This is a genomic window from Alphaproteobacteria bacterium (assembly GCA_035625915.1).
In the GTDB taxonomy this organism is placed as follows: Bacteria; Pseudomonadota; Alphaproteobacteria; order JACZXZ01; family JACZXZ01; genus DATDHA01.
This window is the reverse complement of the sequence record DASPOR010000093.1, coordinates 1-19,178: the sequence shown is the minus strand read 5'-3', so window position 1 is coordinate 19,178 and position 19,178 is coordinate 1. Positions and strand designations below refer to the sequence as shown.

The following is a 19,178-nucleotide window of genomic DNA, read 5'->3' as shown; positions in this document are numbered from 1 at the left end:
CATCGTGCGGCGCCCCGGGAGCGTCCGGCCGGAAGCCCAGCAAGGAGAGTTGCGAGCATGTTCACGACAACGGCTTACGCGCAGGCGGCGGGTGGTGCTACGGGCGGGTTCGACATCATGTCGATCGCGCCCCTGGTGCTCATTTTCGTGGTCTTCTATTTCCTCCTGATCCGCCCCCAGCAGAAGAAGATGAAGGACCACAAGTCGATGCTGACGGCACTTCGGCGCGGCGACAAGGTCGTAACCGGCGGGGGCATCATCGGCACGGTGTCCAAGCCGCCCGAGGGCGAGGAAGTCGTCATCGAGATCGCCGACGGCATCAAGGTCCGGGTCGTGCGCAGCACAATCCAATCGGTGCTGACTCGGTCCGAACCCGCCGAGAAGGCCGCTGGCGACGAGAAGGGCACTGGCGACGAGAAGAAGGACGCGTCCAAGTCGGTCGTCGATCGAAAATAGCCGCCGTCCCTCCCGCGCGCGAGGCGGCGCGCTTTTTGCGTGGCGCAAAGAGGCGGCTGTGCCAGCCGCCGGCGCAAGGCCGCTCGCTTGCACGTGAGGACGCACGGCGTTCCATGGTGCGTCGGTGACGGATCTAACGCCGCAAATTCCCGCCGGTCGTCAGCTCATCGAGGGCTATGGCGAGGGCCAATTCCACGTCGGCGGCGTGCTTCACAAAGGCTCGATCATCGTGCTCGCGCTGCGCACACTGCCTTGGCCGGTCGCGACGGTCGCCGAGGTAACGCTCGAAAGCCTCGATCCGGTGACGAGTGCCGAGCCCAAGGTCGAAATCCTGCTCATCGGCTGCGGGCGTCAGCCGGCCCCGATCAAATCGCCGCTCAAGTATTCGCTCAAGAACCTCGGTGTTAGCGTCGAGCTGATGGACACGGGGGCTGCGTGCCGCACCTATAATGTCCTTCTCTCGGAGGAAAGGCACGTCGCCGCCGCCTTGATTGCACTTCGGTAGTGCGCTAGGTCTGATGGTTCGTTCTCTTTAAAGTCAGCACGTGGATGCCCGGGTCAAGCCCGGGCATGACGATTGTGGGGTCTTTTGCGCAGAGCCCGGTGCACCAAAATCTAAATCGAACGGCTTTGAGCCTCTCCCTCCGTCAGGACCTCTCCCTTCGTCATGCCCGGGCTTGACCCGGGCATCCACACGAATGGAGACGTCCGGAGTCATTTGCCGGACACAACACACGATCGTGCTTCGATCCCAAAAGAAACGGGGCCGCAAGGGCCCCGTTTTCGCCGTCGCCGCGCGTGCGGCACTCAAGCAAGATGCGATGCAGCCGCCATGCAGAACAGCATCGGAATCGAGAGCATCGTATTGATGCGCGACGCCATGCCGGCAGCCTTTCCGGCCTGGGCCTTCGCCGCATCGTCGGCCGCGACCAGCCCCAGTATCTTCTGCTGATTGGGCCAGATGATGAACCAGACGTTGAACCACATGATCGTGCCCAGCCACATGCCGACGCCGATCACACGCGTCGACCAGCCGTTGCTGCTGAAGAGGTCGAGCGTATAAGCCTGCCAGAAATAGCCGTTGATGATCGCGAGTATCCATCCCGTCGCGATCGTCGACATCGCACCCCAGCGGAACCAGAACAGGGCCGAGGGTGCGATCACCTTGGTGATCGCCGGCTTCTGGTCGGCCGGGATCTTCGGCATGCCGGGGGTCTGGACGAAGTTGAAGTACCAAAGCAGGCCGATCCACATGACGCCGCTGATGATATGGAGCCAGCGGAAGAGGAAGGGCCAGAAGGCGCTGCCGTTGAAGCCGACAACCGTTGCATAGTAGAGGAACACGATCAAGGCCAGGACGAAGCCGGCGATGACGGTTTTCTGCAGCGATGAGAAAAAGGCGGCCATTTCTTTCCACTCCCCTCAGTTTTGTTCGTTTGTACTTACCACAGGACGCCGTGGCTTGTATCGAAGGAACTCGCGTTTGGCGCGCATATCTCGCGTTGCCTTCCCCGTAGGGTCAACCGAGACGGTCGACGAGTCGCACGACGTGAAAGGTAAGATTTGAGCCATGCCTTGTGAAGCGCAAAATCGTGTCCATGGTTGAACGCCAACTCTCATACTGCGCTGCGGAAGTGCGGCGGCACGATCCGGATCGCTTCATGACGGCGCTCTTTGCACCCGCCGAGCGGCGCGAGGCGCTTTGGGCTCTTTATGCCTTCAATCTCGAGGTCGCAAAGACCCGCGAAGTCGTGAGCGAAATCCTGATCGGCCGAATTCGCCTTCAATGGTGGCGCGAGGCCATCGCGGAGATCTATGAAGGGAAGATGAGGGCGCACGCCGTGATTCGACCGCTGGCCGAAGCGATCGGGCGGACGAAACTCAGCCGCAGCCATTTCGAGCGGCTTATCGACGCGCGGGAATTCGACCTCGACGAAGCAGCGCCCGCAACCCTCGAGGCTCTCGAAATCTATGCGGAAGGAACCTCCTCGACGCTTGTCGCCCTTGCCCTCGAAGCACTCGGTGCAAAAGGGTCCCAGGCCGACGCCGTGTCCCGCCCTCTTGGGATCGCGTGGGCGCTCGTCGGGCTTTTGCGCGCCCTGCCGTTCCACGCCCAACAGCGACGGCTATTCTTGCCGCGCGACCTCGTGGATGCCGCGGGTATCAGGCCGAACGACCTCTTCGAGCGCGGAGGTATAGCGGGCGTGCCTGTCGTGGTTGGCGCCGTTGCCAATCGTGCGCGCGAACATCTTGCGGAGGCTCGGCGGCAACGAGGGGATTTGCCCCGCGCTCTGCTCCCGGCACTTCTTCCGGGCATACTTGCCGACGGCTATCTGACCGAGCTGCGGCGCGCGGCATACAATCCCTTCACCCTCGACCTCACGCGAAAACGGCCGTGGCGACCGCTGAGATTACTGTTGGCGTCGACGCTCGGAAGATATTGAAGTTGCGTTACTCGGCCGCCACCGCTTGGGATGTGCTGAGCCACTTTTCGAGATCGACGAGCGCGCGTTCGGCAAGCGCGCGCTTGCGCTCCCGCCCGCGCTCGCGCGTGGCGATTTCGGGGAAGAGGCCGAAATTCACGTTCATCGGCTGAAACGTCTCGGCGTTCGCACCCCCGGTGATGTGATTGTGAAGTGCCCCGAGTGCCGTCGTCCTGGGCGGCAACGAAGCGGGCACTCCGCGCCGCGTCGCGGCGGCGAACCGACCGGCGAGCAGGCCGACCGCCGCACTTTCGACATAGCCCTCCACGCCCGTGATTTGACCGGCAAAGCGCAGCCGAGGTGCCGACTTCAGCCGCAGTTCGCGGTCGAGGAGCTTCGGGCTGTTGAGGAAGGTGTTGCGGTGAAGCCCGCCGAGGCGCGCGAACTCGGCTCTCTCGAGTCCCGGGATCGTCCGCAGGATGCGCACCTGCTCGGCATGTTTGAGCTTGGTCTGGAAGCCGACAACGTTATAGAGCGTGCCGAGGGCGTTGTCCTGGCGAAGCTGCACGACCGCAAAGGGCCGCCGGCCGGTGCGCGGATCGGTCAGTCCGACGGGCTTCATCGGACCGAAGGCGAGCGTGTCGCGTCCGCGTTCCGCCATCACCTCGATCGGCAGGCAGCCTTCGAAATAGGGCGTCGATTTCTCCCACTCGTGAAATTCGGCCTTCTCGCCGGCGAGCAGCGCATCGACGAACGCGTAATATCCGTCGCGGTCGAGCGGGCAATTGATATAGTCGCTGCCTTCGCCCTTGTCGTATCGCGACTGGTACCAAGCCACATCGAAATCGATCGATTCCTTGTAGACGATCGGTGCGATCGCGTCGAAAAAAGCGAGCTCCCGCTCGCCGGTCAATTCGCGTATCGCGTCGGCCAGCGGAGGCGAGGTGAGGGGACCGGTTGCAACGATGACTTCGCCCCACGCCGGGGGCGGCAGGCCAGGGACCTCGCCGCGCTCGATGCTGACGAGGGGCGATTGCTCGAGGGCCGTCTCGACGGCTTGGGCGAAGGCGACGCGGTCCACGGCAAGCGCTCCCCCCGCCGGCACCTTGTGCCGATCCGCAGCCTTGAGAATGAGCGAGCCGCAGCGGCGCATCTCCTCATGCAGGAGTCCAACCGCATTGTAGGCGGCGTCGTCGGAGCGGAACGAATTTGAGCAGACAAGCTCCGCAAGTCGATCCGTGACATGCGCTTCCGTGGCGCGCAGGGGACGCATCTCGTGAAGAATCGCCGGTACGCCGGCGCATGCGAGCTGCCAAGCCGCCTCGCTGCCAGCAAGGCCGCCGCCGATCACGTGTACGGGCTCGTGCAGGCTCGCCATGACCGAGACATAACGCGCTTGCGTTGCGGTGGCAACGCCGCCGTCGCGCGCAATTCGAGGAAGAGATTGACCGCAATCGCTCCTGGTGGAAGGATTCACTCAAATTTGGGGCCGAGCGGCCCCTCTGGGAGCGGAGTCCGTCGGCGCGCTGAAAGTCTGAGCCGTTCGGCCTCGGGGCAGAGTCGGAAGCACGCTCGGATGGCAGGAAGCGTTTTCCCCTGAGGAGGTGTGCAATGTATGTCCGATCGATCATCGCCGTAGCCGGCCTGGCGTTGGCGGTGTCGGGTGGCAACGCCGACGCGGCCCCCCAGGTGCTCGGCGTGATGTCGAGCGCCGATCCCATTCCCATGACGTGCGCCAATGGCCAATGCAGCGCCGAGCTGTCGGCCTTTTGTCTCGAGCAAGGCCGCAGTGGCCCGAAGGATGGAACGGCATATCGTGCGGTCGATCCGACACGTGTGAGCCTTGTCGCGATCCATGACGACGGCTCCGCCGAGCATGCAGCGGGGTCGTCCTCCATGCGCTTTGCAAGCGCTCGCGGCTATAGTGCGGTGCGTGTGAGCGTGCCGGAATCGACACTTGTCGAGCTTGGCGCCAAGGAGCTTGCGGTCGCGGTGGCGCCTGAATTGACGTTGGCGCCGGTCGAGATCGCCGGCGATCCTCAACCGCTCACGCACGAAGAAATTGCGGAGGCGGCCCATACGGCTCGGGCGCTTGCGGCCGAGATTTTCGACGACAGCGACCGTGCGCAAGTGGTGACGGCGGCGGTGCTCAATCGATTGATCAATTCGCTGCCGCCGGCGGGGGATGCCCGCACCATCGATATTGCCTCGCGCGACGGCCTTTGGGGCCGTGTCGTCGGCGGCGTGCCCCGCATCGATGATGCCGACGCCGGCAAGGCGCAAGCCGCACTCGTGTTCGAAAGCTGCCGGCGCGGGGCGACCTACGTTCAGGGCTTGACCTTGCGGCGCTGCCTCGAAGCCAGCCATGACGCGCTCATGAGCACCATGAATGGCGAGCTTTGGCAGGTGCTTGGCGCCGGAAGCTGAACAATCGCCTTAGGATGCCGTTGGACGCGCCTCGGGCGTCAGGCGGCGATCAGGCGCTTCTCCTTGACCCACGCCAGCGTGTCGTCTAGGGCACGTGCGGTTCGCGTCAGCAGGTCGTCGATTTCGCTCTCCTTGATCACAAGCGGCGGGCAAAGATTGAGGACGTCGCCCAATCCGCGCGTAATCACGCCGTGCGCCTGCGCGCACTTTCCCGCATAGGCCGCGACACCGTCAGCCGGTGCAAAGTTCTCCCGGCTCGCCTTGTCGCGGACAAGTTCCAGTCCCGCGACCAACCCCACGCCGCGCGCTTCGCCCACCAACGGGTGCTTGCCCAGGCGGCGGATGCCCTCCTGGAATTGCGGGGTCACGCGCCGGACATGGCCAAGGATATCGCGCTCCGCGTAGATTTTCAGAGTCTCGAGCGCAACCGCCGCAGGGACGGGATGGCCGCCATAGGTGAAGCCGTGACCGAAAGTGCCGATCTTCTCGCTCTCTTGCACCGCGGCCCGGTAGATCCGCTCGTTGACCATGATCGCTGAAATCGGCAGGTATGCCGCGGAGAGCTGCTTCGCCATCGTCATCATGTCCGGCTTGAGCCGATAGGTCTCGGTGCCGAACATATTGCCCGTGCGGGCGAAGCCGCAGATGACCTCATCGGCGATCAGGAGGATTTCGTACTTGCGCAAGATCGCCTGAACCTTCTCGAAATAGGTTCGAGGCGGAAGGATGCACCCGCCGGATACCATGACCGGCTCGGCGATGAAGGCGCCGACGGTCTCGGGTCCTTCGCTGAGGATGAGCGCTTCCAACGACTCAGCGCAGCGCGTCGCGAAATCCTCCTCGCTCTCGCCCGGTTTGCCGAAGCGGTAGTAACCGGGACAATCCGTGTGGAGGATTCCGGCGATCGGCAGATCGAAATCACGATGGTTGTTGGGCAAGCCCGTAAGGCTCGCCGACGCAACGGTGACGCCGTGATAGGCCTTGATGCGCGAGATGATTTTCTTTTTTTGAGGCTTGCCGATCGCGTTGTGATAATACCACACGAGCTTGACCGCGGTGTCGTTCGCTTCGGAACCGGAGTTGGCGAAGAACACTTTTGACATGGGTACCGGCGACAGCTCGATCAGGCGCTCGGCCAGCTCGATGCCCGGCTCATTCGATTTGCCCCCGAACACGTGATAGAAAGGCAGCTTGCGCATCTGATTTGCCGCCGCTTCGACGAGCCGCTCCTCGCTGAAGCCAAGCGAGGCGCAAAAGAGCCCGCTCATTCCCTCGATGTAGCGGTTGCCTGCATCGTCGTAGATGTACACACCCTCGCCGCGCGTGATCACGAGCGGCCCTTCCTTTTCATGCACGCTCAAATTCGTATAGGGATGGAAATAGTGGGCGATGTCGCGTGCTTGGGCGGAATTCAAACGGGCGCTCATGGACTTCCTCCAGAAAAAAGGCGCACGCCGGATGGCCGCGCCCCGATCACCGGGATGCACAACGCTCGAAGTTATGGAATGCCATTTGGTATGCCATTATACATTCGGCAAGTCAATCCGATCCCCTGGCGAGGCGCTACAGGATCTTGGAAAGAAAGGCCTGTGTGCGCTTGTGCGAGGGCTTTGCGAAGAATTGTTCGGGCGGACCCTCTTCGATGATCTGCCCATCGTCCATCATGACCACACGGTCGGCGACTTCGCGCGCAAATCCCATCTCGTGCGATACCACGATCATGGTCATGCCCTCGCGTGCGAGCTCCCGCATGACGTCGAGCACCTCGCCGATCATCTCGGGGTCGAGTGCGGAGGTGGGCTCGTCGAACAGCATAAGGCGCGGCTTCATGGCGAGGGCGCGGGCGATCGCCACGCGTTGCTGTTGACCGCCCGAAAGCTGCGATGGATAGGCGTCCGCCTTGTCAGCCAGCCCGACCCGCGCGAGAAGCTCGCGGCCCGTTTTGATTGCGGTAGCCTCGGGAATGCGGAGCACGTGGATCGGCGCCTCGACGATGTTGCCGAGGGCGGTCTTATGGTGGAACAGGTTGAAGCGCTGGAACACCATGCCGATCTCTCGCCGCTGACGCGCGATGTTGCGCCCCCGGTCCTCGATGAGCCGCCCCCCGACCTCGCGATAGCCGATCAGGTGGCCGTTCACCAGGATGCGCCCGCTCTGGATTTTTTCGAGGTGGTTGAGGCAACGCACGAACGTCGTCTTGCCGGAGCCGGAGGGGCCGATGATGACGACCACCTCGCCGCGCCGGACGGCCAGCGACACGCCCTTCAAGACGTGAAGGTCGCCGAACGATTTACGCACGTCGACCGCCCGCACGACTTCGTCGTTCGACGGTTCCGGCAGCCCGCCGATCGAATCCAGGATTTTGGCTGTCGCACCGCTCATAGCTTCCCCCGCGCCATCCTGGCGAGGGTGCGGCCGAAAAGGCGCTCGCCGAAGCTCGCTTCTGTCGGGGTCTGCGCCGTCGGCTCCCCAAATCGCGCTTCGATGCGGCCTTGCACCACGCCCCACAGGGTCGTCAGGGTCAGGTAGTAGAGTGCGACCACGGAGTAGAGCTCGAACACCCGGAACGTCGCCGATGTCAGTGTCTCGGTGGTCAGCAACAGCTCCGGCACGCCGATGACGCTGACCAGTGTCGTATTCTTGAGCATTGCATTGAACTCATTCCCGAGCGGGGGAATGACGAACCGCGTGGCTTGGGGCAGGACGATGCGCCGCATCACCAGGCCGTAGGTCATGCCGAGGGACTTCGCGGCCTCGGTCTGACCGCTGTCCACCGAGGAAATACCGGCGCGGATGATCTCGGCCATGTAGGCGGCTTCGTTCAGGCTCAGCGCCACGAGGCCGGCCTGGACGTTGCCCGGAATCGTCAGGATGCCGAGGGATATGTCCTCGAAGCGGAATATGCCGCCGGCGGCGAGGCCGGTGTAGATGAATACGATCTGCACGAGGAGCGGCGTGCCCCGCATGATCCAGACATAACCGCGCACGAGGTACTGCAGTGGCGCGATATGCGACATGCGGCCGAGTGCCGCGAAGAGACCGATCACGGTGCCAAGCGATTGTGCGACAACGCTCAGCACCAGTGTCAGCATCAAGCCATTGAGGTACGCGGCACTCGGTCTAAGGAGGTAATGCCAGAAGAAGGGCCAGTCGAAGCTCATCAACCCTTCCTCACTTCACCATGTCGCCCTCGAGTCCCCATTTTTTCAGGATGGCGAGCAAGGTTCCATCCTTCTTCATCTCGTCGACCGCCATCTGGACGGCATCCTTCATGCCCTCGTCGTTCTTGCGCAGGCCAATCGCCGTGAGGATTTGGTGGAAAGGCGGTCCCGCGACCTCGAACGTATTCGGCGACTTGCCCATGTAATAGGCGCCCGTCTCGAGCGTCGTTCCGTAGACGTCCGCCTGGCCGATCTGGAGCGCCTGGAGCGCGTCGGTATCCTTAGGATAGACCACGACGTCGGCGGGCTTCTTGCCGGCAGCCTGGAATTCCTTATTCTGCGCCTCGATCAACTCCTGGATCGTCGTGCCGTTCTCGACTGCCACCTTATGGCCCGCGAGATCGTCGAGAGAATGGATTTTCAACGGGTTCCCGGCGCGCACCAGGAGTGCTTCGCTGGAATTCATATAATCGACGAGATCGATGACCTCCCGCCGCTCGGGCTTGTCGAATAATTGCGAAATCACGGCGTCGCACTGCTGCGCCAGAAGGGCCGGAACAAGCCCCTTGAAGGGAATGTTCTTCCATTCCGACTTGACGCCGAAGCGCTTGGCGATTTCGTTTCCGATATCGATATCCGAGCCGACCGGCTTGGTGTTCTGGTCGAGAAATTCGAGGGGCGGACCGGTCATGTCCGAGCAGTAGACGATCGTACCGGCACTCGCGATGCGCTTTGGCGCCATTGCAGATGCGGCCAAGGCCGGCGCCTGAAATATGACCGCCGACGCAAACAGCACGGCTGTCGGCAATGCGAGCCTGGAAAACAGGCTAGCGCGGGGGTCGCTTGGGACTCGTTCTTGTGACACGGTTCGCCTCCCTGTGTTGTGCGCTGATAACCCAAAGTGAATCCTCCCAGGAGCGCTTTACGTGACGCCCTGAGATTCTTGCCGCCCGCGTTTCGTCCCGGGCGGTAACGGCGTCGACCAGCTCGCGATGCTCCTTGCGGGTCAAGTGCCATTTGTCAAACCACAGCACGTCGATCCACGTCAGAAGTCGCAGCCGGGCATAGATCTGAAGCAAGGTCTCGCAGATGAAGCTGTTCCCGCTTTCACGCGCGATCACCTCATGGATGCGCAGGCCGAGCTGAACCTCCTCGCGAAGCTCCTCCACGCTCGGCGCGGGTTTCCGCTCGTAAATGGCAAGCTGGCGCATGATGTCCTTGAGCTCGCGGATGCCCGCGTGGCCGATGTGTCGCGCCGCCGCACGCGTGGCGTGAATCTCGAGCAGTTCACGGAATTCATAAAGTTCGTCGATAACCTTGGGATCGAACTCCAGCGCGTAGTAGCCGACGCCGGGCTTATTGACGGCGAGCCCATCCCGCTCCAACCGGCCAAGCGCTTCGCGCAGCGGCGTGCGGCTCACCTGTATGCGGCGGGCCAGCTCGCGCTCGCCCAGGCGCTCACCCGGGCGCACCTGCCCCGATAGAATCATCATTCGCAGCGAATCGTAGGCAAACCGGCTGAGTGAGCGGTCGGCCTGGTCGCCTGACGAGATCGGGATTGGCATGCCATGTGGTATGCCAATCCAAAGGGACGAGTCAAGCCGCGACGCGCCGATGTAACTCTAAAGTTCGCGGCCGCTAATTAACGCTGTTTTTGAAGAGACGTTGCTGGCGGGTTCAGGCGCGCTTCCTCGCCGATTTCAGGAACGTTTGGCGGAGATAGGGTTTCAGGTAGGCCCCTGTGTAGCTTTCGGGCGATGCCGCGATCTCCTCGGGCGTTCCCTTCGCAATCAGGCGTCCACCCTTGTCCCCGCCTTCCGGTCCCATGTCGAGGATGTGATCGGCGATCTTCACGACTTCCAGGTTGTGCTCGATCACGACGACGGTGTTGCCTTGGTCGACGAGTGCTTGCAGCACTTCGAGGAGCTTGCGCACGTCTTCGAAGTGAAGGCCGGTTGTCGGCTCGTCCAGAATATAGAGCGTGCGCCCCGTGGCGCGGCGGCTCAACTCCTTGGCGAGCTTGACACGCTGCGCCTCGCCGCCGGAGAGGGTCGTCGCCGGTTGCCCGATATGGATGTAGCCGAGGCCGACCCGCTGCAGTGTTTCGAGCTTCTGGCGAATGACGGGAACCGCTTTGAAGAACTCAACACCGTCGTCGACCGTCATGTCGAGCACATCGGAGATGGACTTGTCTCGAAAGGTGACTTCCAGGGTCTCGCGGTTATATCGCTTGCCCTTGCATACGTCGCACTGGACGTAGACATCGGGCAGGAAGTGCATCTCGATCTTGATCACGCCATCGCCCTGGCATGCCTCGCAGCGGCCACCCTTCACGTTGAAGGAAAATCGCCCCGCCTTGTAGCCGCGCGCCTTCGCTTCCGGCAGGCCCGCGAACCAGTCGCGGATCGGTGCGAAGGCGCCCGTGTAAGTGGCCGGATTCGAGCGCGGCGTGCGGCCGATCGGCGACTGATCGATGTCGATGACCTTGTCGAGGAATTCGAGCCCGTCGATCGCATCATGCTCGCCCGGCGCCTCCCGTGCGCCGTAGAGCTTTCGCGCGACGGCCTTATAAAGGGTATCGATGATGAGAGTGGATTTGCCCGAGCCCGACACACCTGTAACGCACGTGAATGTGCCGAGTGGAATCGACGCTGTAACGCCTTGGAGATTGTTCGCGCGGGCACCCTTGATGGTCAGGTTCTGGCCGAGCTTGCCCGGCCGGCGCATCTTCGGAACCTCGATTCGACGAAAGCCGGTGAGATATTGTCCGGTCAAGCTCTTCGGATTGCGAAGGACCTCGTCGGGCTTCCCTGCGGCGATCACGTCGCCGCCGTGGCGGCCAGCACCCGGGCCCATGTCGACAATATAGTCGGCGGCGCGAATCGCCTCCTCGTCATGCTCCACGACGATCACGGTATTGCCGAGATTGCGAAGGCGGATGAGGGTGTCGAGGAGGCGCCGGTTGTCTCGCTGGTGCAGGCCGATCGAAGGCTCGTCGAGCACATAAAGCACGCCCGTAAGGCCCGATCCAATCTGGGAGGCGAGGCGGATGCGTTGGCTCTCGCCACCCGAAAGCGTCCCCGAGGCGCGACTGAGCGTGAGATATTCGAGCCCGACGTCGCGAAGGAAGCCTAGCCTCTCATTGATTTCCTTGAGGATGCGCTGGGCGATCTCCCGATGCTTTGCCGATAGATGCTTGGGCAGCTCCTCGAACCACTCAACCGCTCGTGCGATCGAGAAATCGCAGGTCTCTGAAATGTCGAGCTTGCGCACTTTGACCGCAAGGGACTCGGGCTTGAGACGCTTGCCCTTGCACGTTTCGCACTCCGTCGTCGTCTGGTAGCGCTCGAGCTCCTCACGCACCCAGGAACTGTCGGTTTCCTTCCAACGCCGCTCCAGGTTCGGCACCACGCCCTCGAAGGGCTTTGTCGTTTGATACGCCCGCAACCCGTCGTCATAGCGCATGGTCACGGGTTGCTCGCCCGAGCCCCAGAGTATCGCGTCTCGCACCCGCTCCGGCAGATCGCGCCAAGCGGTATTGGTCGAGACCTTGTAATGCCGCGCGAGACTGTCCAGCGTTTGATCGTAATATTGCGAACTCGAATTCGCCCACGGTTTGATCGCACCTTCACGCAAGGATAAACGCTCATCCGGCACGACAAGGTCGGGATCGAAATACATCTTGGTCCCGAGGCCGTCGCAGGTCGGGCACGCGCCGAAAGGATTGTTGAAGGAGAAGAGTCGCGGCTCGATTTCGTCGATGGTGAAGCCGGAAACGGGGCACGCGAACTTGGCCGAAAAGGTCGTGCGCGCACCGGTATCCGCCTCCTCGGCGAAGACCAGGCCATCGGCCAGGTCGAGTGCGGTCTCCAGGCTGTCGGCGAGACGATTGCCGAGCCCCTCGCGGACGATGATGCGATCGACGACGACTTCGATGTCGTGCTTGAGTTTCTTGTTGAGTGCTGGCGCCGCATCGATGTCGTGGAGTGTGCCGTCGACCTTGACGCGCGTGAACCCGCGCTTCTGAAGGTCTTGAAGCTCCTTGCGGTATTCACCCTTGCGACCGCGCACGATAGGGGCGAGGAGATAGAGCCGCGTGCCTTCCTTCATCGCCATGATCCGGTCGACCATCTGGCTGACCGTCTGGCTCTCGATCGGCAGACCGGTTGCAGGCGAATAGGGAATACCCACGCGGGCGAAAAGAAGCCGCAGATAGTCGTAGATCTCCGTCACGGTGCCGACGGTCGAACGTGGATTCTTCGACGTGGTTTTCTGCTCGATCGAGATCGCCGGCGATAGCCCTTCGATCGAATCGACATCAGGCTTCTGCATCAGCTCGAGAAACTGGCGCGCATAGGCCGAAAGGCTCTCGACGTAGCGGCGCTGTCCCTCCGCATAGATCGTGTCGAACGCAAGGGACGATTTGCCCGAGCCCGACAGCCCCGTGATCACCACGATGCTGTCGCGCGGGAGGTCGACGTCGAAGCCCTTGAGATTGTGCTCACGGGCGCCGCGTACCCGGATCGCCTGGGCGTAAGCGCTTTCCGATGACGTCATGACTCTTCGCTCGGGCAGGAAGCCGGGAACGAATATAGGTAACCGGACGAAAAAATCGACTCCGGAATTGCCGGAAGAGGGGCGGGCGGATCGCCCGCGCTATCCACGGAGACCTTTGTCGAGCGCCCGCTTTGTGGTTAGATGACGCAATCGCTATGATATTCCAGGAAAATGAAGTCGAGGGACCATGGCAGGTAGCGTCAACAAAGTGATTTTGATCGGCAATCTCGGTCGCGATCCGGAGGTCCGCCGCACGCAAGGCGGGGATCCGATCGTCCATCTCAACGTCGCAACCAGCGAGAACTGGCGCGACAAGGCAAGCGGAGAGCGGCGCGAGAAGACCGAGTGGCATCGAGTCGTGATCTTCAACGAGCGAATTGGCGAGATTGCCCAGAAATACCTGAAGAAGGGTTCCAAGGTTTACCTCGAGGGCCAGCTCCAGACCCGCAAATGGACCGATCAGAGCGGGGCCGAGAAATACACAACGGAGGTTGTGCTCCAGCGCTTTCGCGGCGAACTGACACTTCTCGACGCACGCGGTAACGGGGGTGGGGGCTATGAAAGCGGGGGAGACGAGCCCGCTGGCGGTAGCGGTGGCGGAGCAGGTTCCGGCGGCCGTGGCGGCGGCGGCGGATCCGATCTCGACGACGAAATACCGTTCTGATTCGACCTTCATCCAATCGTGACAACGCCTTTTTCGCGCACGCGGCGCGGGGGTCAAGCCCGCGTGCAAAGAAAGTCAATTATCAGTTTGATATAGAAAGGAAAAATCGTCTTGGCAAACGGCCTTTCTCCGTTGTTCGCATGCGCGATATTTGCTATACAAAAACTGTAATCTTGGCCGCATCCGGGCCGCCCGTTCCGGCGCCCCGACAACCTTCACAAAAAGCCGGACTCATTGACCACGACACCCCCGCCCGATAGTCCCGTGACGGCTGTCACGATCGAAGAGGAGATGCGTCGCTCCTATCTCGACTACGCGATGAGCGTAATCGTGGCGCGCGCACTCCCCGACGTGCGCGATGGGTTGAAGCCGGTTCAGCGCCGCATCCTCTTCACCATGAAGGAAGCGGGCTACACCTCCGACAAGGCGTTCCGCAAATCGGCGCGCATCGTGGGCGACGTGATGGGCAAATACCATCCCCACGGCGACGCTGCGATCTACGATGCCATGGTACGCATGGCGCAGGATTTCTCCGTGCGCCTTCCGCTCGTCCAGGGGCAGGGAAATTTCGGCTCGATGGACGGCGATCCGCCTGCCGCCATGCGTTACACCGAGGCGCGGCTTTCGAAAGCGGCCGAGGCGCTTCTCGAGGATATCGATCGGGAGACGGTCGACTTCCAGCCGAACTACGACGACACGACTCAAGAACCCACGGTCCTGCCGGCCCAGTGGCCGAACCTGCTCGTCAATGGGGCGGGCGGCATCGCGGTCGGCATGGCGACGAACATCCCACCGCACAACTTGCGCGAAGTGATCGATGCGTGCGTCGCCTATATCGACAATCCGGACATCTCGGTCGACGAGCTAATGGCGCACGTTCCGGGTCCCGACTTTCCGACGGGCGGCATCATCTTGGGACGCAATACGATTCGCCAAGCCTACCACACGGGCCGCGGCTCGATCGTCATGCGTGGGCGCGCGGCGATCGAGGAGATCCGCAAGGACCGGGAGGCGATCGTCATCACGGAAGTTCCCTACCAGGTCAACAAGGCGCGCATGATCGAGCGCATGGCCGAGCTGGTGCAAGATAAGACTATCGAGGGCATTTCCGACCTGCGCGACGAGAGCGACCGGCACGGCGTGCGCGTCGTCGTCGAACTCAAGCGGGACGCGGTGGCGGACGTCGTGCTCAACCAGCTCTATCGCTACACCCCGCTTCAGTCGACCTTCGGCGTCAACATGCTGGCCCTCACCCTGGGGCGGCCCGAGTTGATGGGTCTCAAGGACATCGTCGTCGCCTTCGTCAAGTTCCGCGAGGAAGTGATCACGCGGCGCACGATCTACGAGCTCGGCAAGGCGCGGGAACGCGCGCATATCCTGGTCGGGCTCGCGATCGCGATCGCCAATCTCGATCCCGTCATCGCCACGATCCGCAAGGCGAAGGATCCTGGCGAGGCTCGGGCGGCCCTGATCGCGAACCCATGGCCGGCCCAGGACGTCGAACAGCTCATCGCACTCATCGACGAACCCGGGCGCGGAGTCGTTGGCGGCAAGTACCGGCTTTCCGAGGAGCAGGCGAAAGCGATCCTCGACTTGCGCCTCCATCGCCTGACGGGGCTCGAGCGCGACAAGATCGCCGACGAACTCAAATCCGTGGTCGACCAGATCGCCGAATACCTCGCCATTCTCGCCTCGCATGCGAGGCTCTATGAGGTGATGCGCGCCGAACTCAAGGACATGCGGGAGCGCTTCGGCACGGACCGCCGGACCGAAATCCAGGATCTCGAGTTCGAGCAGGACATCGAGGACCTGATTCAGCGCGAGGACATGGTGGTGACCGTGACCCACGCGGGCTATGTGAAGCGCGTGCCGCTTTCTGCCTATCGCGCTCAGCGCCGGGGTGGGAAGGGGCGCGCCGCCATGGCGACGCGCGAGGAGGATTTCGTAAGCCGGCTCTTTGTCGCGAACACCCACACGCCCGTGCTGTTCTTCTCCTCGCGCGGCATGGTCTACAAGATGAAGGTCTACAAGCTGCCGGCGGGGACACCCCAGGCGCGCGGAAAAGCCCTCATCAACCTTCTTCCGCTTGCGTCCGGCGAGACGATTACCACGCTCATGCCGCTTCCCGAGGATGAGGGAAGCTGGGAACAGCTCGACGTCGTCTTCGCGACCGCAAGCGGCAGCGTGCGGCGGAACAAGCTCTCGGACTTCGTCGACGTGAAAGTAAACGGCAAGATCGCCATGAAGCTCGAGGACGGCGACAGGCTGATCGGCGTATTGCCGGCGACCGAGCACGACGATGTTCTTCTCGCTGCACAGCAGGGCAAATGCATCCGCTTCCCCGTCGGCGACGTGCGCGTCTTTCGCGGGCGCGATTCGGTGGGCGTGCGCGGTATTTCCCTCGGACCCGAAGATCAGGTGATTTCGATGTCGATCCTGCGTCACGCCGAATTCGCGACCGAGGAGCGCGATGGCTATCTGCGCCTTGCCGCATTCCGCAGGCGGGACGAGAGATCGGGCGAGGAAAGTGCCGAAGACGTGGGTGATGGGACTTTGGGTGCTGGGCGCGGGGCTGACGAAGGGGTCTCGGCTCCACCCGCAATCGCCTTGTCCGAGGAACGCTTCGCCGAGCTGGCGGCGGCAGAGGAATTCATCCTCACCGTGTCCTCGGCCGGGTTTGGCAAGCGCACCTCGGCTTACGACTATCGGGTCACGGGCCGCGGCGGTAAAGGGATCGAGGCGATCGACCTTGGCCGTGACGCCGCGACGACCCTGGTCGCCGGATTCCCCGTCGTGGAGCGCGATCAAATCATGTTGGTGACCGATGGCGGGCAGTTGATCCGCTGTCCGGTCCACGATGTGCGCATCGCGGGCCGAGCGACACGCGGTGTCACGCTCTTCCGCGTCTCGGAAGGGGAGCGTGTGGTCTCGGTCATCCGCCTCGGCGAGGTCGGCGGCGACGAAGGTGCCGCCGGCGAGGACGGCGCGGGCGCGGTCGATCAAGCGGGGGAGGGGCCGAATGGCTGAGCGCATCGGCGTCTATCCCGGGACCTTCGATCCAATTACCAACGGGCATCTCGACATCATCCTGCGCGCAAGTCGGATTGTCGATCGCGTTATCGTCGCGATCGCGATCAATGACGGCAAGGGTCCGCTCTTTTCCCTCGATGAGCGAATCCGCATGGTCGAGGAGGAGTGCGCCAAGCTCGCCAAGGCCGGAAATCCAGCACTGCGTCGGGTCCGGGCGCGCGCCTTCGACAACCTTCTCATGCATTTCGTAAGACAGATGGGGGCGAACGTCATCATTCGCGGCTTGCGCGCCGTGTCCGACTTCGATTACGAGTTCCAGATGGCAGGTATGAACGCGCGGGTGGACCCAGAGGTCGAGACCGTCTTTCTTATGGCGTCGGAACGGCAGACCTTCATCTCCTCGCGCTTTGTCAAGGAGATCGCACGCCTCGGCGGCGATATCTCGAGTTTCGTGCCGGCCGGCGTCGCCCGGCGGCTCGTGGCGCGATTCAAGACCGACGGCCCGGAAACGGCCGCACGCTCGACTGGCCTCCGGCGACGCCGGAATTCCCCAAACCCCAAGTGAAAATCGCAGGAACAAATATGCGCGCTTTTTTGAAACCCTTCTTCGTGGTGGTTCTTCTCATGACTCTCGGCTCAATGTCGGCCTCGGCGGCCGATCCCGAAAACACGGTTTACATGGACCTCAAGGACGGGCGGGTGGTGATCGAGCTGCGGCCGGATCTCGCACCGGAGACCGTCAAGCACTTCAAGGAACTCATTCGCAAGCACTTCTACGATGGGCTGACGTTTCATCGGGTGATCCCGGGCTTCATGGCCCAGACGGGCGATCCGCTCGGCAATGGCACGGGCGGGTCCGGCCACAATGTTCCCGCCGAATTCACCCGCAAGGAGCATTTCGTCCGCGGCACCGTCGGCCTTGCGCGCGCCCAGGATCCGAACAGCGGCGACAGCCAGTTCTTTATCACTTTCGACGATGCCTCCTTTCTCGACGGCCAATATACGATCTTCGGGAAGGTGACCAAGGGCATGGAATTCGTCGATCTCATCAAAAAAGGATCGAAGGCGCAGAATGGCGCAATTCAGGGCGCGCCCGACAAAATCCTGAAGATGCAGATTGCGGCGGACGTGAAGTCATAGGGTGTGACGCTATCGAGTGCGACGTCGCGGGGTGCGATTAGGTTTGAAGCGATGATCTGTCTCGAACACGCCGAGATTCCGGAGCTTCCGAACCCCCATCGGGGCAAAGTTCGCGACAGCTACGATCTCGGCGACGGGCGGCGGGTCATCGTGGCGACCGACCGGCAATCCGCGTTCGACCGGATGCTATCGCCGGTGCCGCGCAAGGGCGAGGTGCTCACGCGGCTGAGCCGGTACTGGTTCGAGACGACGGCGGACATTTGCCCCAATCACTACATCGCCCAGCCCGATCCGAACGTGATGATCGTCCGATCGCTCAAGATGATCGAAGTGGAAGTCGTTGTGCGCGGCTACCTCACCGGCTCGACGGGCACGAGCATCTGGCAGCAATATCGCCGCGGCGTGCGCGCCTTCGGCGGAACCGTGTTGCCGGACGGTCTTGGCAAGAATAGCCGGCTGCCGCAACTCGTCGTCACGCCGACCAGCAAGGCCCCACTTGGCGAGCATGACGTGCCGATGGACGAAGCGGGGATCGTGGCCGCGAAACTCTGCACCGAGGCGGAATGGCGCCGGATCAAGGGCGCCAGCCTTGCGGTCTTCACGCACGCGCGGGAGATCGCTGCACAGCGCGGCCTCATCCTCGTCGATACGAAATACGAGTTCGGCCTCGACGGGCGAGGCGACGTGGTGCTCGCAGACGAAGTCCACACGCCGGACTCGAGTCGATACTGGCTGGCCGGGAGCTATGCCGGGCGCGTTGGAGCTGGCGAGGAGCCGGAGATGCTCGACAAGGAGTATCTCCGTCTTTGGATCATCGCCCATTGCCGGCCCTATGACGAGCCGATCCCGCCCATCCCCCCCGAGGTACTCGCCGAACTCAGCGCGCGTTATGTGAGGGTTTGCGAAGCGATCACGGGGGAAACGCTGGCCCCGCCGCCCGCCGGCATCGCACCCACCGCGCGCATCCGCGAAAACCTCAAAAAACACCTTCCGCAATATTTCAAATGAATGCCCGTGCAAGGGTTGGTGGAGACGGGCAGAGGTGCTGCCCGATCACGGGCCATACGCGTGGCGGGGCGGCGGCGCAAAGTCTAAAGTCGATTGACCCAGGGTCCGCTTGGGGCCTATTTAGGCGCCGGGCAGAAGCGCCTCCTTCCAGCCCCGCACCACGCGACAAGAGCCCGTAGCTCAGTGGTAGAGCATCTGACTTTTAATCAGAGGGTCGCGGGTTCGACCCCCGCCGGGCTCACCAAGATAAATTACTGAATGTATTACAATTTTCACAGTGCTTGTGCTTCAAACCTATCTTGACTTCCCCTA

At 62.5% G+C, this 19,178-nt stretch carries 17 protein-coding genes and 1 tRNA gene; 10 read left to right on the top strand and 8 right to left on the bottom strand.

Going from position 1 to position 19,178, the window contains the following annotated elements; genetic code table 11:
• Positions 1 to 456 (top strand): preprotein translocase subunit YajC (gene yajC / locus VEJ16_07450; protein HYB09489.1); only part of this gene is annotated, 456 nt, incomplete at its 5' end.
• A 124-nt stretch (positions 457 to 580) separates the two neighbouring features.
• Positions 581 to 961, top strand: a complete 381-nt coding sequence (locus VEJ16_07445; GenBank protein ID HYB09488.1) for an Mth938-like domain-containing protein — start codon at positions 581 to 583, stop codon at positions 959 to 961.
• Positions 962 to 1,263: 302 nt separating this feature from the next.
• On the opposite strand, the gene VEJ16_07440 is transcribed toward VEJ16_07445, so the two are convergent.
• Entirely contained in the window at positions 1,264 to 1,863 is a 600-nt protein-coding gene (locus VEJ16_07440; protein ID HYB09487.1) for a urate hydroxylase PuuD, read from the bottom strand.
• 170 nt (positions 1,864 to 2,033) lie between these two features.
• Between VEJ16_07440 and VEJ16_07435 the strand changes: the two genes are divergently transcribed.
• Positions 2,034 to 2,900 carry a phytoene/squalene synthase family protein gene (locus tag VEJ16_07435; protein HYB09486.1) on the top strand — a complete coding sequence of 289 codons (867 nt, stop codon included), beginning with the start codon at positions 2,034 to 2,036 and terminating at the stop codon, positions 2,898 to 2,900.
• A 7-nt stretch (positions 2,901 to 2,907) separates the two neighbouring features.
• Here VEJ16_07435 and trmFO read toward each other — a convergent pair whose 3' ends face one another.
• On the bottom strand, positions 2,908 to 4,257 hold the full coding sequence (trmFO, locus tag VEJ16_07430) for a methylenetetrahydrofolate--tRNA-(uracil(54)-C(5))-methyltransferase (FADH(2)-oxidizing) TrmFO (protein HYB09485.1): 1,350 nt from the start codon (positions 4,255 to 4,257) through the stop codon (positions 2,908 to 2,910).
• Positions 4,258 to 4,490: 233 nt separating this feature from the next.
• Here trmFO and VEJ16_07425 point away from each other — a divergent pair, with 233 nt between their 5' ends.
• Complete coding sequence (locus VEJ16_07425; GenBank protein HYB09484.1) at positions 4,491 to 5,306, top strand: hypothetical protein; 816 nt, start codon at positions 4,491 to 4,493, stop codon at positions 5,304 to 5,306.
• A gap of 38 nt (positions 5,307 to 5,344) precedes the next feature.
• Here the strand turns inward: VEJ16_07425 and VEJ16_07420 are convergent, their stop codons facing one another.
• The 6 genes from VEJ16_07420 to uvrA all read right to left on the bottom strand — a co-directional run bounded on the left by VEJ16_07420 (position 5,345) and on the right by uvrA (position 13,024).
• Positions 5,345 to 6,733 (bottom strand): aspartate aminotransferase family protein, encoded by a 1,389-nt coding sequence (locus VEJ16_07420; GenBank protein ID HYB09483.1) that lies wholly within the window; start codon positions 6,731 to 6,733, stop codon positions 5,345 to 5,347.
• Positions 6,734 to 6,869: 136 nt separating this feature from the next.
• A complete protein-coding gene (locus VEJ16_07415; protein HYB09482.1) occupies positions 6,870 to 7,646 on the bottom strand; it encodes an amino acid ABC transporter ATP-binding protein in 777 nt (258 codons plus the stop codon).
• Positions 7,647 to 7,684: 38 nt separating this feature from the next.
• A complete protein-coding gene (locus tag VEJ16_07410; GenBank protein HYB09481.1) occupies positions 7,685 to 8,467 on the bottom strand; it encodes an amino acid ABC transporter permease in 783 nt (260 codons plus the stop codon).
• A 10-nt stretch (positions 8,468 to 8,477) separates the two neighbouring features.
• Positions 8,478 to 9,224: an ABC transporter substrate-binding protein gene (locus VEJ16_07405; protein ID HYB09480.1), complete on the bottom strand. Its 747-nt coding sequence runs from the start codon at positions 9,222 to 9,224 to the stop codon at positions 8,478 to 8,480.
• Between the two features lie 70 nt (positions 9,225 to 9,294).
• Entirely contained in the window at positions 9,295 to 10,032 is a 738-nt protein-coding gene (locus VEJ16_07400) for a GntR family transcriptional regulator (GenBank protein HYB09479.1), read from the bottom strand.
• A gap of 112 nt (positions 10,033 to 10,144) precedes the next feature.
• Positions 10,145 to 13,024 carry an excinuclease ABC subunit UvrA gene (uvrA, locus tag VEJ16_07395; protein ID HYB09478.1) on the bottom strand — a complete coding sequence of 960 codons (2,880 nt, stop codon included), beginning with the start codon at positions 13,022 to 13,024 and terminating at the stop codon, positions 10,145 to 10,147.
• 187 nt (positions 13,025 to 13,211) lie between these two features.
• Here uvrA and ssb point away from each other — a divergent pair, with 187 nt between their 5' ends.
• The 6 genes from ssb (at position 13,212) to VEJ16_07365 (ending at position 19,110) form a co-directional block, all read left to right on the top strand.
• A complete protein-coding gene (ssb, locus tag VEJ16_07390; GenBank protein ID HYB09477.1) occupies positions 13,212 to 13,688 on the top strand; it encodes a single-stranded DNA-binding protein in 477 nt (158 codons plus the stop codon).
• Positions 13,689 to 13,979: 291 nt separating this feature from the next.
• Positions 13,980 to 16,715: a DNA gyrase subunit A gene (gene gyrA / locus VEJ16_07385; GenBank protein HYB09476.1), complete on the top strand. Its 2,736-nt coding sequence runs from the start codon at positions 13,980 to 13,982 to the stop codon at positions 16,713 to 16,715.
• Positions 16,708 to 17,283: a pantetheine-phosphate adenylyltransferase gene (gene coaD, locus VEJ16_07380; protein HYB09475.1), complete on the top strand. Its 576-nt coding sequence runs from the start codon at positions 16,708 to 16,710 to the stop codon at positions 17,281 to 17,283. The genes gyrA and coaD overlap by 8 nt, the downstream gene beginning before the upstream one ends.
• 17 nt (positions 17,284 to 17,300) lie before the next feature.
• On the top strand, positions 17,301 to 17,858 hold the full coding sequence (locus VEJ16_07375; protein HYB09474.1) for a peptidylprolyl isomerase: 558 nt from the start codon (positions 17,301 to 17,303) through the stop codon (positions 17,856 to 17,858).
• 51 nt (positions 17,859 to 17,909) lie between these two features.
• A complete protein-coding gene (locus VEJ16_07370; GenBank protein ID HYB09473.1) occupies positions 17,910 to 18,866 on the top strand; it encodes a phosphoribosylaminoimidazolesuccinocarboxamide synthase in 957 nt (318 codons plus the stop codon).
• Between the two features lie 169 nt (positions 18,867 to 19,035).
• Positions 19,036 to 19,110: transfer RNA gene (locus VEJ16_07365), tRNA-Lys, on the top strand.
• Positions 19,111 to 19,178: the final 68 nt, after the last annotated feature.